Origin of the sequence: Microcoleus vaginatus PCC 9802, from assembly GCA_022701275.1 — a bacterium.
Taxonomy (GTDB): Bacteria; Cyanobacteriota; Cyanobacteriia; order Cyanobacteriales; family Microcoleaceae; genus Microcoleus; species Microcoleus vaginatus_A.
Genome location: CP031740.1, coordinates 1838253 through 1854707 on the forward strand (window position 1 = coordinate 1838253; position 16455 = coordinate 1854707).

11 protein-coding genes and 1 pseudogene are annotated in these 16455 nt (G+C 46.5%); 9 read left to right on the forward strand and 3 right to left on the reverse strand.

From position 1 onward, the window contains the following. Nucleotides 1-373 precede the first annotated feature (373 nt). The gene (gene mnmG, locus D0A34_07630) at nt 374-2290 is read right to left on the reverse strand and encodes a tRNA uridine-5-carboxymethylaminomethyl(34) synthesis enzyme MnmG (GenBank protein ID UNU18765.1); all 1917 of its coding nucleotides are present in this window, start codon (nt 2288-2290) and stop codon (nt 374-376) included. Continuing rightward, on the reverse strand, nt 2287-2541 hold the full coding sequence (locus tag D0A34_07635) for a hypothetical protein (protein UNU18766.1): 255 nt from the start codon (nt 2539-2541) through the stop codon (nt 2287-2289). The genes mnmG and D0A34_07635 overlap by 4 nt, the downstream gene beginning before the upstream one ends. A gap of 20 nt (nt 2542-2561) precedes the next feature. On the opposite strand from D0A34_07635, the pseudogene D0A34_07640 reads away from it, so the two are divergent. The 9 genes and pseudogenes from D0A34_07640 to D0A34_07680 all read left to right on the forward strand — a co-directional run bounded on the left by D0A34_07640 (nt 2562) and on the right by D0A34_07680 (nt 15686). Further along, a pseudogene (locus D0A34_07640) lies at nt 2562-3607 on the forward strand (IS630 family transposase). 413 nt (nt 3608-4020) lie between these two features. After that, nucleotides 4021-4350, forward strand: a complete 330-nt coding sequence (locus D0A34_07645; GenBank protein UNU22214.1) for a hypothetical protein — start codon at nt 4021-4023, stop codon at nt 4348-4350. Nucleotides 4351-4548: 198 nt separating this feature from the next. Further along, nucleotides 4549-6078 carry a photosystem II chlorophyll-binding protein CP47 gene (psbB, locus tag D0A34_07650; protein ID UNU18767.1) on the forward strand — a complete coding sequence of 510 codons (1530 nt, stop codon included), beginning with the start codon at nt 4549-4551 and terminating at the stop codon, nt 6076-6078. 143 nt (nt 6079-6221) lie between these two features. Next, a complete protein-coding gene (locus tag D0A34_07655; protein ID UNU18768.1) occupies nt 6222-6317 on the forward strand; it encodes a photosystem II reaction center protein T in 96 nt (31 codons plus the stop codon). A gap of 194 nt (nt 6318-6511) precedes the next feature. Next, the gene (gene nrdR, locus D0A34_07660; protein ID UNU18769.1) at nt 6512-7069 is read left to right on the forward strand and encodes a transcriptional regulator NrdR; all 558 of its coding nucleotides are present in this window, start codon (nt 6512-6514) and stop codon (nt 7067-7069) included. A gap of 266 nt (nt 7070-7335) precedes the next feature. Then, nucleotides 7336-8451: a S1 RNA-binding domain-containing protein gene (locus D0A34_07665; protein ID UNU18770.1), complete on the forward strand. Its 1116-nt coding sequence runs from the start codon at nt 7336-7338 to the stop codon at nt 8449-8451. Between the two features lie 163 nt (nt 8452-8614). After that, on the forward strand, nt 8615-10246 hold the full coding sequence (locus D0A34_07670) for a hypothetical protein (GenBank protein ID UNU18771.1): 1632 nt from the start codon (nt 8615-8617) through the stop codon (nt 10244-10246). 237 nt (nt 10247-10483) lie between these two features. After that, a complete protein-coding gene (locus D0A34_07675; GenBank protein ID UNU18772.1) occupies nt 10484-14704 on the forward strand; it encodes a response regulator in 4221 nt (1406 codons plus the stop codon). A gap of 241 nt (nt 14705-14945) precedes the next feature. After that, nucleotides 14946-15686: an HAD family hydrolase gene (locus D0A34_07680; protein UNU18773.1), complete on the forward strand. Its 741-nt coding sequence runs from the start codon at nt 14946-14948 to the stop codon at nt 15684-15686. 275 nt (nt 15687-15961) lie between these two features. On the opposite strand, the gene D0A34_07685 is transcribed toward D0A34_07680, so the two are convergent. Then, nucleotides 15962-16453, reverse strand: coding sequence for an N-acetyltransferase (locus D0A34_07685; GenBank protein ID UNU18774.1), 492 nt, complete (start codon nt 16451-16453; stop codon nt 15962-15964). Between the last annotated feature and the right edge of the window lie 2 nt (nt 16454-16455).

Here is a 16455-nt window from a genome sequence, read left to right on the forward strand (position 1 = left end):
GTTTGAACCACCGATGAACCCTGATTCTTATGCAGGATGTTTGCGAAATTCCGAGCTGGTTCGAGGCTCGATCGATATCTACCATATACTGGCAGAATTTCATCAATTAGAGTTGACATTCTGCCAGTATTCCTTTTTTGTGGCGTTGCTGAATACAGGTATAAATCGAAGATTTCGGAATTTTTATCAGCCCAGTCGGGTGAGTTTTGTAACTTCCGATAAAAGTTGATTCATACCGTGAATCAGCCAAGCCCAGAATTTATATCCATCCATATGAAATCCGCCGAACAAAATAGTGGTTCCACAAGAGTCACACTTTTTCACACTGCGATTTCCTAAAATTGAAGAAGCCTTGAGACACCTCTAGTTTACGTTATTTACCTACAGCCGCTGGCTGCTGACGGTTTCGCACTTCCAGAAAAATCAACAAAGCATTAACATCAGCCGGATTTACCCCACCAATTCTGGCAGCTTGGCCAATCGTCAGCGGTTTCACCTTAGCCAACTTTTCCCGCGATTCTTTGGAGAGAGTTGTAATTGCCATGTAATCCAAATCGGGCGGCAATTGTCGGCGTTCGTGTTTGGCAATGTCATCGATTTGATTTTGCTGTCTTTGCAGGTAGCCGGAATATTTGATGTCAATTTCTGCACCATCTTTCTCAGCCAACTTCAGACTAGAATTGCCTAAATTGTAGCGTTCCAAGTCCACATAATGAAAACCAGGACGACGCAACAAATCAGCAAGAGTAATTGAACCTTTAATCACTTGTTGAGTGTCTGCAAAAATTGCCTTGCCTACTTCCTCGTGCTCTTTCACCCGCGTCGAGTACAAGCGTTCCTTCTCTGCCACAATATTAGCTTGTTTGCGATCGAACAACTTCCAGCGGCGATCGTCAATCAAACCAATTTCCCGTCCCAGCGGCGTCAAGCGTTGGTCAGCATTGTCCGATCGCAATAATAGCCGATATTCCGATCGCGAAGTCAACATCCGGTAAGGTTCCCGCAAATCCTTCGTACACAAATCATCGATCAAAGTGCCGATATAACTTTGCTCGCGAGGAAACACAATCATCTCCTGATTTTTCGCAAACCGAGCTGCATTAATCCCCGCCACAATCCCCTGTGCAGCCGCCTCCTCATATCCCGTTGTACCGTTCACCTGACCCGCGCAAAACAGCCCTTCTATCTTCTTAGTCATCAGCGTTGGAAAGCACTGAGTAGCCGGCAAATAATCGTACTCCACAGCATAAGCAGGGCGCATCATCTCGCACTTTTCCAAACCCGGAAGAGTCCGCAGCATTTGCAATTGCAAATTTTCCGGTAAACCAGTAGAAAATCCTTGGATATAAAGTTCAGGAATATCTCTACCTTCCGGTTCAATAAAAATCTGGTGACTTTCCTTATCCGCAAACCGCACAATCTTATCTTCAATACTCGGACAATAGCGCGGCCCCTTCGCATCAACCCAGCCGCCGTAGACTGGAGAAAGATGCAAATTGTCTCTAATTAACTGATGAGTAGCTGGCGTAGTTCGAGTTAAATAACAAGACATTTGTTCCCGTTCGATCCAAACTTCTGGATCGAAACTAAACCAGCGAACCTCTGCATCTCCCGGCTGCGGTTCCAGGTGGGTATAATCCAGAGTACGCTTGTCAACTCTTGCGGGAGTTCCTGTTTTTAACCTCCCTGTTTCAAAGCCCAAACGATTAAGAGTTTCCGTCAAGCCAACGGCGGCAAATTCTCCGGCGCGTCCGGCGGGCATTGACTTATTACCTACCCAAATTGTGCCACCTAAAAAAGTGCCTGTGGTCAGAATGACTGCTTTACATTCAAAAGCGACGCCGAAGTATGTTTCTACTCCGATTACTTCTTCGTTTTTGCCCAAAACTAAGTCTGTTACCATCGCTTCGCGGATGGTCAAATTCTCTTGATTTTCGACAATATTATTCATTACAGCGGCGTATTCCCGCTTGTCAGTTTGTGCTCGCAGCGCCCAAACTGCGGGACCTCGTGAAGAGTTGAGGACGCGCTTTTGTAAGTAGGTGCGATCGGCCATTTTGCCCATTTCCCCACCTAACGCATCAACTTCGTTAGTAAGTTGGGTTTTAGCCGGGCCGCCGACAGCCGGATTGCAAGGTTGCCACGCAATTTTGTCGAGGTTGAGGGTGAGGAGAAGGGTGCGACAGCCGAGGCGAGAAGTGGCGAGGGCTGCTTCGCAGCCGGAGTGTCCGCCACCTACTACGATGATGTCGAAACTGTCTTGGAATTCTACTGGTGTTTGTGCGGTCATGGTCTGCGTTTGAGCGGCAAGGACTCGTACTTTATTTTAGCAGTAATGTCGATCGTTTTGGGGTTGGGTTTTTGGCAAAAATATTCATGGGGGATTTTTAACCGCAGATGAAGGCGGATGGATGTCTGGTTTAATGTGAATTTGGCTGGTTGATTAGCCTCAAATTCAGGCAGATTAATCGAGATTAACATTAAGTAGGTCGGCGCAAAAAAACCGAAGTATGTTAAAATAAGTAAAGAAAGAGAATACATCTACTGAGGTAACTCAATATATGGGCGCTAGATTAAGGGTATTCCTGACTCAACAACAAGACAAAACTCTATTAGAACTGAGAATTGCGGATGTTCCACAAAAAGTCAAAGATAGAGCAGAAGTAATTAGATTAAATGCACATGGCTGGTACGTTGAAAAAATAGCTGCTCATTTTAACTGGACTCCACAAACAGTGAGAGAGGTTTTACATAAATGGTCGCATCTAGGCATGGAAGGGCTTTGGGAATCGCCTGGTCGAGGGGCAAAACCCAAGTGGAAAGAGTCAGATATAGAGTTTTTAAAAGAATGCCTCAAAAACGAACCACGTACATATAACAGTCTTCAATTAGTCCAGAAATTAGAAAAAGAACGTTCTGTTAAACTAAGTGCCGACCGATTAAGACGGATACTAAAAAAAAAGGTTTATTTGGAAATTCGCTTAGAAAAAGTCATAAAGGAAAACAAGACCTCATAGTACAAGAAACGAAGCAATCCGACTTAGATATGTTGCAATTAGAGGCAGCGGCGGGAGGAATTGACTTAAAATATTTAGATGAATCAGGATTTTGTGCGTGGAGTGAACCTGGTTATACTTATTACCAAATAGGTGAGCAAAAACGGTTGGAACAAACGAAACGGCGTGGTCGCAGACTAAGTATTGTCGGACTTCTTCAACAGGGAATCAGTTTTGTTTACGGTTTAATCATTGGGGGTGTTGATCGAAAAGCTTATATCAAAATGATGGAACGAGAAGCCCAGGAAGCTGCTGAGATTGGACGACGGAGAGTAATCGTACAAGACAACGGCCCAATACACCGATGCAAAGAAGTCCAAGAATTATGGCCGCGTTGGGAAAATCAAGGTTTATATATCTTCTTTTTGCCCAAGTATTGTTGGGAAATGAACCCCATTGAATTGGAGTGGCAACACATTAAAAAAGATGAATTGGCAGGACAAATGTTTGATGATGAGTTAGAACTCGCCTACGCCGTAATTCATGGAGTAGAAGTTAGAGGACAAAGGGGAAATTACACTACACAACGTCTTAAGTTTAACTCCAATTAGGTAACTTAATGTTTTGTTACATAGATAGGTTTTTTACCGCCTACCTACTTATGCTCGGTAATACGATCGACAGCCAGCGACCAAAAGGGCAAAATTACCACAACCTTGTTAGGGCCCGAAGGCACATTTGAATGTTTAGAACTTCCAGGCCCTAGCGAGGCGCTGTGAGGAGTATTTCCCCTCCAAATGCTAGGAATTGCACTCGACTTTAACAATCAAAGATCGGATATTTTGCCGATAGACCAGACAGAAACCCCTCTCACAATTAGGTAAATTTATACCCAGCAGCTAGCAGATTACCTACATCTTCTCTACTCTTCCTTCGCGTCCTTCGCGCCTTCGCGGTTCAATAATTCCGTACTGTGGCAGTTTTGCGCTATGTTAGACAAAAAAATCTCAACAAGCGTACACAAGTGAAATACTTCTTCTTATCCGACGGCTGGAAAGTTGGGCGCGTCTGGGGCGTAGGCGGCGAGTGGAGTCACGCCGCCTGGAGGCGGGCGCCGGACATCCAACAGCTCAACCTCTGTCTTTCCGATCGCAACGAAAAAATGTGGCTCTACCGCGTAGAAGACGCCGTGCTCATGGTAGAAGTCCAACCAGCAGTCCGTCCCGATCCCGCCGATCCCGCCAAAAATATCGGCAACGTCACCCTCACCAGACTGATCGATGCCGAGCAAGTCCTCGAACGCCTCGGGACGATCGCCGCCCGCTGCGAAATGGGCAACCCGCAACTAATGTAATGTCCAACATATTGCAATCGGTTCTAACACTCGATACACTTCTTTAAATAACTTTCATTTTTATGCCTCCACCTTTGAAGGTAGATGGCAGTCGGCAAAAGGCAGAGTTTAAACCCTGCAGGTAACTGCTGGGGATTCAGAATCTGATTTTTCCGTAAAAATAGACATCATCACTTACACCTTGGAGAACCGCAGTCAATGGGACTACCCTGGTATCGCGTACACACAGTCGTCTTAAATGACCCAGGCCGATTGATTTCTGTACACTTAATGCACACTGCCCTCGTGGCAGGTTGGGCCGGCTCAATGGCCCTTTATGAACTAGCAGTTTTTGATCCCACAGACCCAGTTCTGAACCCAATGTGGCGTCAAGGGATGTTCGTGTTGCCCTTCATGACTCGCTTGGGAGTTACGGGTTCTTGGGGCGGTTGGAGCATCACCGGCGAAGGTAACGTCGATCCGGGCTTCTGGTCCTTTGAAGGCGTCGCCGTTGCTCACATCATCCTCTCGGGCCTGCTGTTCTTAGCAGCAGTTTGGCACTGGGTATTTTGGGACTTAGAACTTTTCAGAGACCCTCGCACCGGTGAACCAGCCCTCGACTTGCCAAAAATGTTTGGCATTCACCTGTTCCTCTCCGGCTTGCTCTGCTTCGGCTTTGGCGCATTTCACCTTTCGGGACTTTTTGGCCCGGGAATGTGGGTTTCCGATCCCTACGGCCTGACCGGTCACGTCCAGCCAGTGGCGCCTTCTTGGGGCCCTGAAGGCTTTGACCCGTATAATCCGGGCGGCATCGTGGCTCACCACATTGCAGCGGGCGTAGTCGGCGTAATTGCCGGTTTGTTCCACTTGACAGTGCGGCCGCCGGAACGTCTTTACAAAGCCCTGCGGATGGGGAATATCGAAACTGTACTTTCTAGCAGTATCGCTGCCGTGTTCTTCGCAGCCTTTGTAGTTGCGGGTACGATGTGGTACGGTTCTGCTGCCACTCCGATCGAACTTTTTGGCCCGACTCGCTATCAGTGGGACAGCGGCTATTTCGGACAAGAAATCGATCGCAGAGCTCAAGCTAGCTTGGCCGGTGGCCAAAGCTTCCAACAAGCTTACGAACAAATTCCCGAAAAATTGGCTTTCTACGACTACGTGGGCAACTCTCCTGCTAAAGGCGGTTTGTTCCGGGCCGGCGCGATGGTCAACGGCGACGGTATTGCTAAATCTTGGCTGGGCCATCCAGTATTTACTGATAGCGAAGGTCGGGTATTGTCGGTTCGCCGCCTCCCCAACTTCTTTGAAACTTTCCCAGTAATTTTGACGGACAAAGATGGGGTCGTTCGCGCTGACATCCCCTTCCGCCGTGCTGAATCAAAATACAGCTTTGAACAAAGCGGAGTTACCGTAAGCTTCTACGGTGGCGAACTTAACGGTCAAACCTTTGATAATCCTCAGGATGTTAAAAAGTTTGCTCGCGATGCTCAAAAAGGTGAAGTGTTTGAATTCGATCGTGAAACCTTGAATTCTGACGGGGTGTTCCGCACTTCGACTCGCGGTTGGTTCACTTTCGGACACGTTTGCTTTGCTTTGCTATTCTTCTTCGGCCATATCTGGCACGGTTCTCGGACTATTTTCCGCGACGTGTTTGCTGGAGTTGAGGCTGACCTGGAAGAACAAGTCGAGTGGGGCCTGTTCCAAAAGGTGGGCGACGTAACTACAAGAAGAGAAGAATCTATCTAGATTTCGCCAGCCTCTGGGTACGTGGGAAACTTCCCCGCTACACAAAAACCCGGTTTCTTGAAGAAACCGGGTTTTTTTAGTTAATAATAAAACCAGCAATTAAGATAAAATAATACGGCAAGGGAAGATAGGGAAAATTTAACATGGAAAGTGTTGCTTACATTTTGATTCTGGCTTTAGCCATAGGCGTACTATTTTTTGCGATCGCCTTTCGGGAACCTCCCCGGATTGGCAAATAATTAGCTATACGCCTCCAGCAAGTCCAAAATATCTTGAACCGGACTGCGGTTAGCCCGCATCATAGTGATCTAATTTGATGCGGGACTATTTCACCGCTGTGTGCTAAGTGATTTTTCTAGTCCAGCCATTCATCAGACCCAAGGCGGTTAGATGAATGGCAATTTGCTGGCAATGCCTGTTAAAATCAGCAATCATGCGCTGTTCCTCCTGCCAACACACCAATAGCCGCGTTCTAGAATCGCGTTCAGCCGAATCAGGTCAAAGCATCCGTCGGCGGCGTGAGTGTTTGAGCTGCCAGCACCGCTTCACAACTTACGAACGCATAGAATTTGTACCGATTACGGTGATCAAGCGGGATGGCAAGCGCGAATCTTTTGACAGGTCAAAATTAGTCAGGGGATTGATTCGGGCCTGCGAAAAAACCGGTTTGTCTTCCGGGCATCTCGAAACTCTGGCCGAAGAAATCGAGGCCCAACTCCAAGGTCGATCGCTCCGAGAAATCGCCAGCTCAGAAATAGGGGAACTGGTGCTGTTGCACCTGCGGCCGCTCAGCGAAGTCGCTTATGTCCGTTTTGCCTCCGTATATCGGCAATTTCGAGGCATCCGAGATTTTGTAGATACCCTAAATCACCTTCAGAATCCCCTCAACGAACCTGAAGATGCAGAAACTAGACCCAATTTTGAGGCAGATTTGCCGGATTCGGAATCAGTCGATCGAGAAAGCCCCGCATCCTGCGCTAGTCCCAGCTAAGCTCGCTTAAATTAATTTTAAACCAGTATGCGTGTAAGTTATAATAGTCTACTTGACTCGGAATGTTAAGATTAAACGTTTTAACACAGAGTATGGAGTAACAGTAATGGCAAGCGCTGGTGTGCAGTTGCACCTGGCAAAAGTTAGCGAAAACTGACTTTAGTAAAAGATTTTGAAAAAAGTTAATCGCTTTTTCACCAAAATCTCTAATATCTGCCGGCACAAACGAAAAACATGAAGGAGAGAAATCCTAGGAAACTATTCGCATGGTCAATCTCAAAACCACAGTCAAAGACATCGGCTTTACTCACGAAGATTTTGCAGCCCTACTTGATAAATATGACTATCACTTTAGCCCGGGCGATGTAGTAGCGGGTACAGTTTTTAGTATAGAACCCAGGGGCGCTCTGATTGATATCGGTGCTAAAACAGCAGCGTACATTCCCATTCAGGAAATGTCGATCAATCGAGTCGAAAGCCCTGAAGAGGTATTGCAATCAAACGAAACTAGAGAATTTTTCATCCTTACCGATGAAAATGAAGACGGACAATTAACCCTGTCCATCCGGCGCATCGAGTATATGCGGGCGTGGGAAAGAGTGCGACAACTGCAAGCAGAAGATGCCACAGTACGATCGCAAGTATTTGCCACCAACCGTGGCGGCGCACTCGTGAGAATAGAAGGCTTGCGAGGCTTTATTCCCGGTTCTCATATAAGTACCCGCAAACCGAAGGAAGAATTAGTCGCCGAAGAATTACCATTAAAATTCTTAGAGGTAGACGAAGACCGCAACCGCCTAGTGTTGAGTCATCGTCGCGCCTTAGTTGAGCGCAAGATGAACCGCCTCGAAGTCGGCGAAGTCGTCATCGGTACAGTACGCGGTATCAAGCCTTACGGTGCCTTTATCGACATCGGCGGCGTCAGCGGCTTGCTGCACATCTCGGAAATTTCACACGATCACATCGATACGCCTCATAGCGTCTTCAATGTCAACGACGAAGTGAAAGTGATGATCATTGACTTGGATGCCGAGAGGGGCCGGATTTCTCTCTCCACCAAGCAGTTGGAACCGGAACCGGGCGCGATGGTCAAAAATCGCGAATTGGTGTACGAAAAAGCTGAGGAAATGGCAGCTAAGTTCCGGGAGAAAATGCTGGCTCAAAAGCAAGCTAAAGCAGGCATAGACATTCCTGTAGACTCAACTGATGCTGATGATGACTTCTCCGACGAACTCGAAGATGTGCCCTCAGCAATGGAAGAGGATCTGCCGGAAGTAGCACCCGAAGCAGCACCCGAAGCAGCACCCGAAGCAGCACCCGAAGCAGCACCCGAAGCAGTATTAGATGTAGAGGAAGAAATCCCTCCTGCGACGGAAGAATAACATCGTAGTTAGTGTGATTAAAAGAGGGAAAATTCCCTCTTTTTTTTTTAGTTAGTCATTAGTTATTAGTCATTAGTCGCTGCTGGGTGGTTGACAATTCCCAATCCCCAATTCCCAATTCCCCATTCTTAATTACCGAGATTTAAGATATTTCTGTAGACCGATGCAGCGATCGCACTGTCAATTGAAACAAGTGACAGCGCGATCAATCTGCCTAAATAGGCATGGCTTTCATGGTGCTAATTTGTTAAGATTTATAAAGGGCAGAGACATCCGCACAGGTGCAAACTCATCAAAATTCTCACGCCAGAACCAACCAGACGAGCAAAGTATACAACAAAATTCTTATAAATTTCTTGCCCTGAGGCTCAAAGGCAAGTGGATCATGAACATCGAACTATTAAAAGAAAAATTAGAACAGCTAAAAAAACGTCCCAATTGTAGCAAAGGAACGATCGACCAAATCGAAAACTGGTTAACTGGTTCCCACATTTTGCAGAGATTGAGAATTAATCCTTACTACGTAGCAGGCGATACAGTCAAGAATGTTAAAAAAATTACTTCGGAATTTCTGCACGGAGTAAAAGCCGGTGCCTTCGACTTGCACTGGGATATTCACTGTCCCCACTGCAACATGATTACAGAAGAATTTAAGGAGTTGGCAGACACATCAGAAATGTCTTTTTGCCCGATGTGCGAGCGCGAGTTTAAAATTGATTTACTCGATCGTGTCGAAGTTACTTTTTCCCTAAACAAAGAAATCGAAGACCCGCAACTGCGGCCCGTCTGCGCTCCCCCTCCCGTACTCCAGAGCAAACTGCAACTGGTAACGCCTTTATACTGCACCGAATCCGAGACGGTCACCTTAGAAGAAGGTCGATACCGCTACTGCTGTCCCCTGACTTTAGCTAAAGGGATTTTAAAGGTTGAAGGTGCGGAAACAGAAGACCTACAAGAAATTCAACTCAAGCAGTTAGCCGGGCCAGATTTTGACAAAACAGAGCTAGCCGTGCGTCCGGGAAAAGTTAAGCTCGAACTAACTAATACCGATCACAATTTGTCTGGGTTGATTTTGCATTCAGATGAATTGCCCGATGAACTGACATTAGAACAACTGCCCCTGCGGCTATCAGGAATGCAACTGCTTCACCACCCGGATTATAAGCGTTTGTTTGGGGATCGAGTAATATCCGAAAGAGAGCGAGTCAAGATTCGGGCGATTACTATTATGTTTACCGATATTACCGGTTCTACCAGAATGTACGAAACGCTGGGAGATACGAAAGCTTACAATATTGTGCGCGATCATTTTGAAATTTTCTTTGAGTCGATCGAGAAATTTGGCGGAAAAGTAATTAAAACTATCGGCGATGCCGTCATGGCTTCATTTATCAGCAACGAACAAGCAATTATGGCTGTCGCTGGTGCTGTAGCCTGTTTGAGAGAGTATAACTCAACTCGCCAACCACAAGAGTGGATTCAAGTCAAGATTGGCATTCACCGAGGTACGGCTTTGCTGGTAAATCTTAATAATTCGATAGACTATTTTGGCTCTACAGTCAACAAAGCTGCCCGGATTCAAAATCTTTCTAAAAGTGACGAAGTTTCGTTTTCCGAAGAAGTTTACAGCGACCAAGCATTTTTAAGTGCATTAAAAACTGCTGGAGTCTCCGAAATTCACAAACGAGTTGAAGATTTAAAGGGAATACAAGGCGCACAAGTCGCTTATACTGCTAGAATTAATACGCAATCAGTAATCCCGCTGTCTTCTAAACTTGTCGCTGAAAAAAGCTAAGTAGGCAAGCAGATATACTACTTAGTTATTGCCAGCTTCTCGTTGCGATTGTCCCAACAGCAGATAGAATTCTTCGATCGCGCTCAGATAATGACCTCAACAGTGTAGCTCCTTCTTAAGGGATGTTCATAATGGCGATAACTTAAGTAAGCTCTGACAAAAATAGTCTGAATTAATCAGCCGCACCCTTACCAGAGATGTGGGCGGCTCAATAACTGAAGTCGAGGACTTCTCATGATGACTTCTCCTCAATTATCTCCAGAAAATACACCCGAATCGATCGCACCAGCCGCCCTCGACAACGAACAATCAGCAAAAACCGATGCCCCCTTTCCCATCGTTGGGATTGCCGCCTCAGCAGGAGGGTTAGAAGCCTTTACCGAGTTACTCAGCCATTTACCGATAGATACGGGTATGGCGTTTGTGCTGATTCAGCATTTAGACCCCACTCACAAAAGCCTGCTGACCGAGATTCTCGCCAGAAGGACGCAAATGCCTGTTAATGAGGTAAAAGACGGCATAGCTGTAGAGCCGAATCAAGTCTACGTTATTCCGCCCAACACCAAGATGGTGGTATGTAAAGGCGTGCTGCAACTATCTCCTCGCGAGAAGATTTATGGCAAATATATGCCGGGAGATGCCTTTTTTTCATCATTGGCGATCGATCGCGGCCACAAAGCAATCGCCGTAGTATTATCCGGGGGAGACGGAGACGGTTCACTGGGACTCAAGGCAATCAAAGCAGCCGGAGGCATGACTTTTGCTCAATGTCAAGATACAGCAAAATTCGATAGTATGCCGAATACCGCTGTTGCTACAGGAAATGTGGATTTTGTTCTGCCACCGGAAAAAATTGCCGAGGAACTGGCAAAATATAGTCACAGTCCGCTTCTAACTTGCACAATTACCCTAGCAAAAGTTGAAGAATCGACCGAACCGGGAGATGCCCTAGCAACTATTTTTGCACTGCTGAAATCGACCACAGGCGTTGATTTTAGCCACTACAAACCCACCACCGTCGCTCGACGCATCCATCGACGGATGGTATTGTACAAGCTGGAGAGCTTGGATGATTACGCCCAACACCTTAGACAAAATTCCGCTGAAGTCAAAGCTTTGTATGAAGAAATCCTGATCCACGTTACCAGTTTCTTCCGCGATCCCGAAGCCTTTGAAAAGTTAAAAAAGCTGGTTTTCCCCACGATTACCCAAAATAAATCGGCAAATGCTCCCATTCGGATTTGGGTGGCGGGATGTTCCACAGGTGAAGAAGTTTATTCGATCGCCATTTGCTTGTTAGAGTTTTTGGGCGATCGAGTTATCCCGCCGCCGATCCAGATTTTTGCCACGGATATCAGCGAGGCGGCGATCGGCAAAGCCCGGTCTGGTTTCTACTTAGAAAACCAGATGGTAGACGTTTCACCAGAACGGCGTACTCGCTTCTTTATTCGCCCCGAAGCAGGAGGTGGTTATAGAATCCGCAAGGCCGTCCGCGAACTGTGTGTATTTGCCCGACAAGACTTAGGTAGCGACCCGCCTTTTTCCAATCTCGATTTAGTTAGCTGTCGCAATGTGCTGATCTACTTGGGAGAGTCATTGCAAAAAAAAGTGATGCCGATTTTTCATTACAGTCTTAACCCAACAGGCTTTCTTCTGTTAGGCACTTCTGAGAGTACCGGAAAATTTTCATCATTATTTACTGGACTCGATAAAAAAAATAAAATATATGCCAAAAAGTTGACCGCGACTCGTCCCATTTTTTCGTTTACGCCGAGTTCCTATCCCGTCGTTAAAGCTGCTCAACAACAGGAAATGAATGAAGAAACTTTGATAAATAGCTTGGACTTGCAGCGAGAAACTGAGCAAATGATTTTGAATCGCTATGCCCCAGCCAGTGTACTTGTTAATGAGGAGATGAAAATCCTGCAAGTGCGGGGAGACATCGATCCTTACTTGAGAGTGGCAGCCGGAACGCCGGACTTAAACTTGCTGACAATGGCAAGGCCAGGCTTGCTTGTTGAGCTTCGCACCGCAATTTATCAGGCCCAGACGCAGAACGTGACCGTTAGGAAAGAAAGGGTTGTTGTGGAATCGGGCCGACGATCGACTATGGTCAATATTGAGGTGATGCCGTTCCAGCCGCACAGCTTCACAGCACGCTATTTTTTGCTGCTACTTGAAGAGGTTTTACCGCAAGCGCTCAATTTCCGCATCGTCACTTCTGAAAGCTGCGATCAAGATGATTTAGCTTCTGAAAATAAGTGCCTGAAGCAGGCCCTTGCCACCGCTAACCAAGAAAAAACTGATGCTCAAGTGCACCTGCAATCGCTGATCCAGGCTCTGGAAAATCTCAACCAAGACCTCAAAATTGCCAACGAAGAAATCCTATCGAGCAACGAGGAGTTGCAAAGCACCAACGAAGAACTAGAAACTGCCAAAGAAGAGATTCAAGCCACTAACGAGGAACTTACCACCACTAACGAGGAACTTCGCAGTCGAAATATTGAACAAAGCCTGGTAAATAACGATCTGACAAATTTGCTTGCTAGTATCAATATCCCTGTCTTAATGCTGGCAAACGATTTACAGATTCGACGCTTTACGCCAACGGCGCAGGAAATTTTTAATCTGATTCCCACAGATATTGGACGACCCTTTAGCGACATCCGATCGACTCTTGACGTTCCTGACTTGGAACAGATGATGTTGGAGGTGATTCATACTCTCCACACGAAAGAACAAGAAGTTCAAACTTTATCGGGATATTGGTACAATCTCCGCATTCGTCCCTACCGCACAACGGAAAACCAGATTGACGGTGTGGTGATGGTTTTGATCGATATTGATTCTCTAAAACGCAGTGCCAGAAGCTTGGAGGAGGCCCGAAACTACGCTGAAACCATCGTGGAAACTGTGCAAACGCCTTTAGTCGCGCTAGATGCTAATTTCCGAGTGAATAAAGCAAATCGATCGTTCTATGAAACGTTTCAGGTTTCATCCTCAGAAACAGCGCAATCTTCGCTGTTTGAGCTAGGAAACGGGCAGTGGGATATCCCGCAATTACGATGGATCTTGGAAGATATTCTGGTGAGTGATGTTGAGCTTCAAAACTTTGAGTGGAATCACGTGTTTGAGCACATCGGGCAGAAAACTATGCTGCTGAATGCTTGTAAACTCGAACGAGAAAACAAAGCTTTAATGATTCTGTTGTCGATCGAGGATATCACTGAGCGCAAGCAGTTGGAGATACTACGATCGCAGTTATTGGAGCATGAACAGTTGGCCCGCCAACAAGCAGAAAGTGCTAACCGTGCTAAAGATGAATTTCTCGCGAATCTCTCCCACGAACTCCGCAATCCCCTGACTCCGATCCTGGGATGGGCACAAATGCTGCGCTCCGGCGTGCTTAAGGAAGCAGCGGCTAATCGCGCTCTAGAAGTGATCGAGCGCAGCGCTAGGACGCAATCTCAGTTAATCGAAGATCTCCTGGATATTGCCAGGATTACGAGCGGCAAGCTCGCTCTTGATAGCAGTTTGATCGATCTGGTTTTGGTGGTGCAAGCTGCGGTGGATGGGGTTCAATTATCAGCGGATGCCAAAAATATTCAAGTTGTTTCGCAGTTGAGTTCTGCAACTGTTTTAGGCGATGCTGATAGATTGCAACAAGTTGTGTGGAATCTTCTGTCTAATGCAATTAAGTTTACTCCGGCGGGGGGACGAGTGGAAGTAACGCTGTCGGTGATCGAGAATTACGCTCAACTTCGAGTTAGCGACACGGGAAAAGGCATTCGGGCAGACTTGTTGCCGTATATTTTCGATCGTTTCCATCAAGGCGATTCCACCAGCGTCAAGGCTAATCAAGGGCTAGGATTGGGTTTGTCGATCGTGCGTCATCTGGTAGAATTGCACGCAGGAACGGTGGAAGCGGATAGTCCGGGTGAGGGACAAGGAAGTACAATGACTCTGAAATTGCCGCTGGTAGCCTTGCCTCAAAAGTTGACATCGGCTATCAATTTAAAAACAATTGCTTTGGCTGCGCCTTTGAATGCCTCTACCGATATTGTCCCCTCTCTCGAAGGCTTGCACGTTTTAGTTGTAGAGGATCGGATCGATACGCGCGAACTCTTAGCATTTGTGCTAGAAAGCTACGGGGCTGAGGTTTTGACGGTTGCATCTGCCAGAAGTGCGATCGTTGCTATGAAGGAAAACCCCGGCAGATATGACGTGCTAATCTCTGATATCGGAATGCCAGAGGAAGATGGGTATTTCTTAATTCGAGAAGTGCGAGCTCTTGCTGCAGAAGCCGGAGGAGAAATCCCAGCCGTTGCGCTGACTGCTTATGCGAGCGATAAAGAACGCGAAAGGGCGATCGAAGCGGGTTTTCAAAGGCATATTTCCAAACCCGTGCAGCCCCTTCAACTAGCATTAATGGTTGCCAATTTAGCGGGACGGTTTTAATTTATTGATTGTAGGGACCAAACAATGTTGTGTCCTAAATTTGTAGGACCACAACAAGAGTCATCTCCAAAAAAGCCTGTTTTGAACAGGCAAGAGGGCTGTTCCACAATAATTATTGGAGATGTCTAATGTTGTATCAGGATTTTGTAGGAACACAACGATTGCGGGCAATTAAGAATTGCCAAAAATAGCGCAACATGGGAAAATAGAAAAAAATATAAAAATTACGGAGTTCAGATTCTTGGTAAATATTAAATGTCGGGGTATTACCTTCTCCAATATCGAAGCCGTAATCTTTGATAAAGACGGCACTCTAGAGGATTCTCAAGAATTTTTGAGACTCTTGGGGATTAAGCGATCGCGCCTCGCAGATGCTCAAATTCCGGGCGTTGGAGAGCCTTTACAAATGGCTTTCGGTATCGAAGGCGGCAGCATTGACCCTACGGGCTTGCTAGCAGTCGGTAGTCGCAGGGAAAATGAGATTGTTGCAGCGGGATACATCGCCGAAACCGGCAGGGGATGGCTGGAATCTTTAAGTATTGCGCGCCGCGCTTTTGACGAAGCTGACGAAATGTTTAAAAATAGTGCTGTTTCTCCTTTATTTGTCGGCAGTTTGGAAGTGCTGAAATATCTTTCGGAAGCGGGTTTAAAACTGGGAATTCTTTCGGCGGCTACGACGGAGGTTGTGCAGAAATTTGTGAAACACCACGCATTAGGTGACTACATTCAGTTAGAAATGGGAGTGGACTCAACGGTTCATAAACCCGACCCGAAATTGTTTTTGCAAGCTTGTGAGAAACTCGGAGTAACTCCCGCAGCAACTTTGATGGTGGGAGATTCAGCGGGCGATATTCAGATGGGTAAAAATGCGGGCGCGGCTGGCTGTATCGGCATTTGTTGGGGGAATGCCCAGGTTAGTTATTTGGAAAACGCTGATGTGGCGATCGCATCTTTGGATGAAATTAAAATTTTAGCAGATTGAGCAAACATCACATCAATTCCGGTGCCACCGGAATGATTGTTGACTGTTGACTGTTGACTGTTGACTGTTGACGGGCGGGTCAAAAAACTGAATGGTTGAGTGTTAACTGTTGACTCGATTTAATTATTCCGATGCAACCGGAAACCCTATGAGATGTTGCAGCATTGTCAATAATCTTTTTATGAACAGGCAAGATGCCTGTTCCACAAGAGATGAATTTTTGTGTGGAACAGGCATCTTGCCTGTTAAGCGAGAATGGTGCAACATCTCAGTTCCTACAGACAACGCAAACCCAGAATTACGACATCTCTTTCCACGCCGTCAAGTTCGGCAACTTGTGGCAGATATCCCCAGCGCTGAAAGCCAAATTTCTCAAACAATCTTACACTCGGCTGATTGTGAGCAAAGATTATTCCCATGAGAGTTTTAAGCTTCAATTCTGGACTCCGCACAATTGCCGATTGCAATAATTTTTGTCCGACTCCGCAGCGTTGGCGATCGGGTGCGACGTAGATGCTAACTTCTGCTGTATGCTGATAGGCCGCGCGTCCGTAGAAAATCTGCAAACTCAGCCAGCCAACAATATTTTGTTCTGATTCCATTACCCAAATCGGCCAGGAATTGGGGGAGTGTTCTCTGTACCAGGGAAGGCGACTTTCGACTGAGACTGGTTTTAAATCTGCTGTGGCCATTCTGCCCGGTATTGCTGCGTTATATATTTGGACAATTGCTGGCAAATCGCTTTCTTCTGCGTCGCGGATTTTCATCG

Coding starts and splice junctions, on each gene's coding strand:
- psbB (UNU18767.1), top strand. CDS start 4,549: ATGGGACTACCCTGGTATCGCGTACACACAGTCGTCTTAAATGACCCA.
- D0A34_07655 (UNU18768.1), top strand. CDS start 6,222: ATGGAAAGTGTTGCTTACATTTTGATTCTGGCTTTAGCCATAGGCGTA.
- mnmG (UNU18765.1), bottom strand. CDS start 2,290: ATGACCGCACAAACACCAGTAGAATTCCAAGACAGTTTCGACATCATC.
- nrdR (UNU18769.1), top strand. CDS start 6,512: ATGCGCTGTTCCTCCTGCCAACACACCAATAGCCGCGTTCTAGAATCG.
- D0A34_07675 (UNU18772.1), top strand. CDS start 10,484: ATGACTTCTCCTCAATTATCTCCAGAAAATACACCCGAATCGATCGCA.
- D0A34_07665 (UNU18770.1), top strand. CDS start 7,336: ATGGTCAATCTCAAAACCACAGTCAAAGACATCGGCTTTACTCACGAA.
- D0A34_07670 (UNU18771.1), top strand. CDS start 8,615: ATGCAGCGATCGCACTGTCAATTGAAACAAGTGACAGCGCGATCAATC.
- D0A34_07635 (UNU18766.1), bottom strand. CDS start 2,541: ATGTATTCTCTTTCTTTACTTATTTTAACATACTTCGGTTTTTTTGCG.
- D0A34_07685 (UNU18774.1), bottom strand. CDS start 16,453: ATGAAAATCCGCGACGCAGAAGAAAGCGATTTGCCAGCAATTGTCCAA.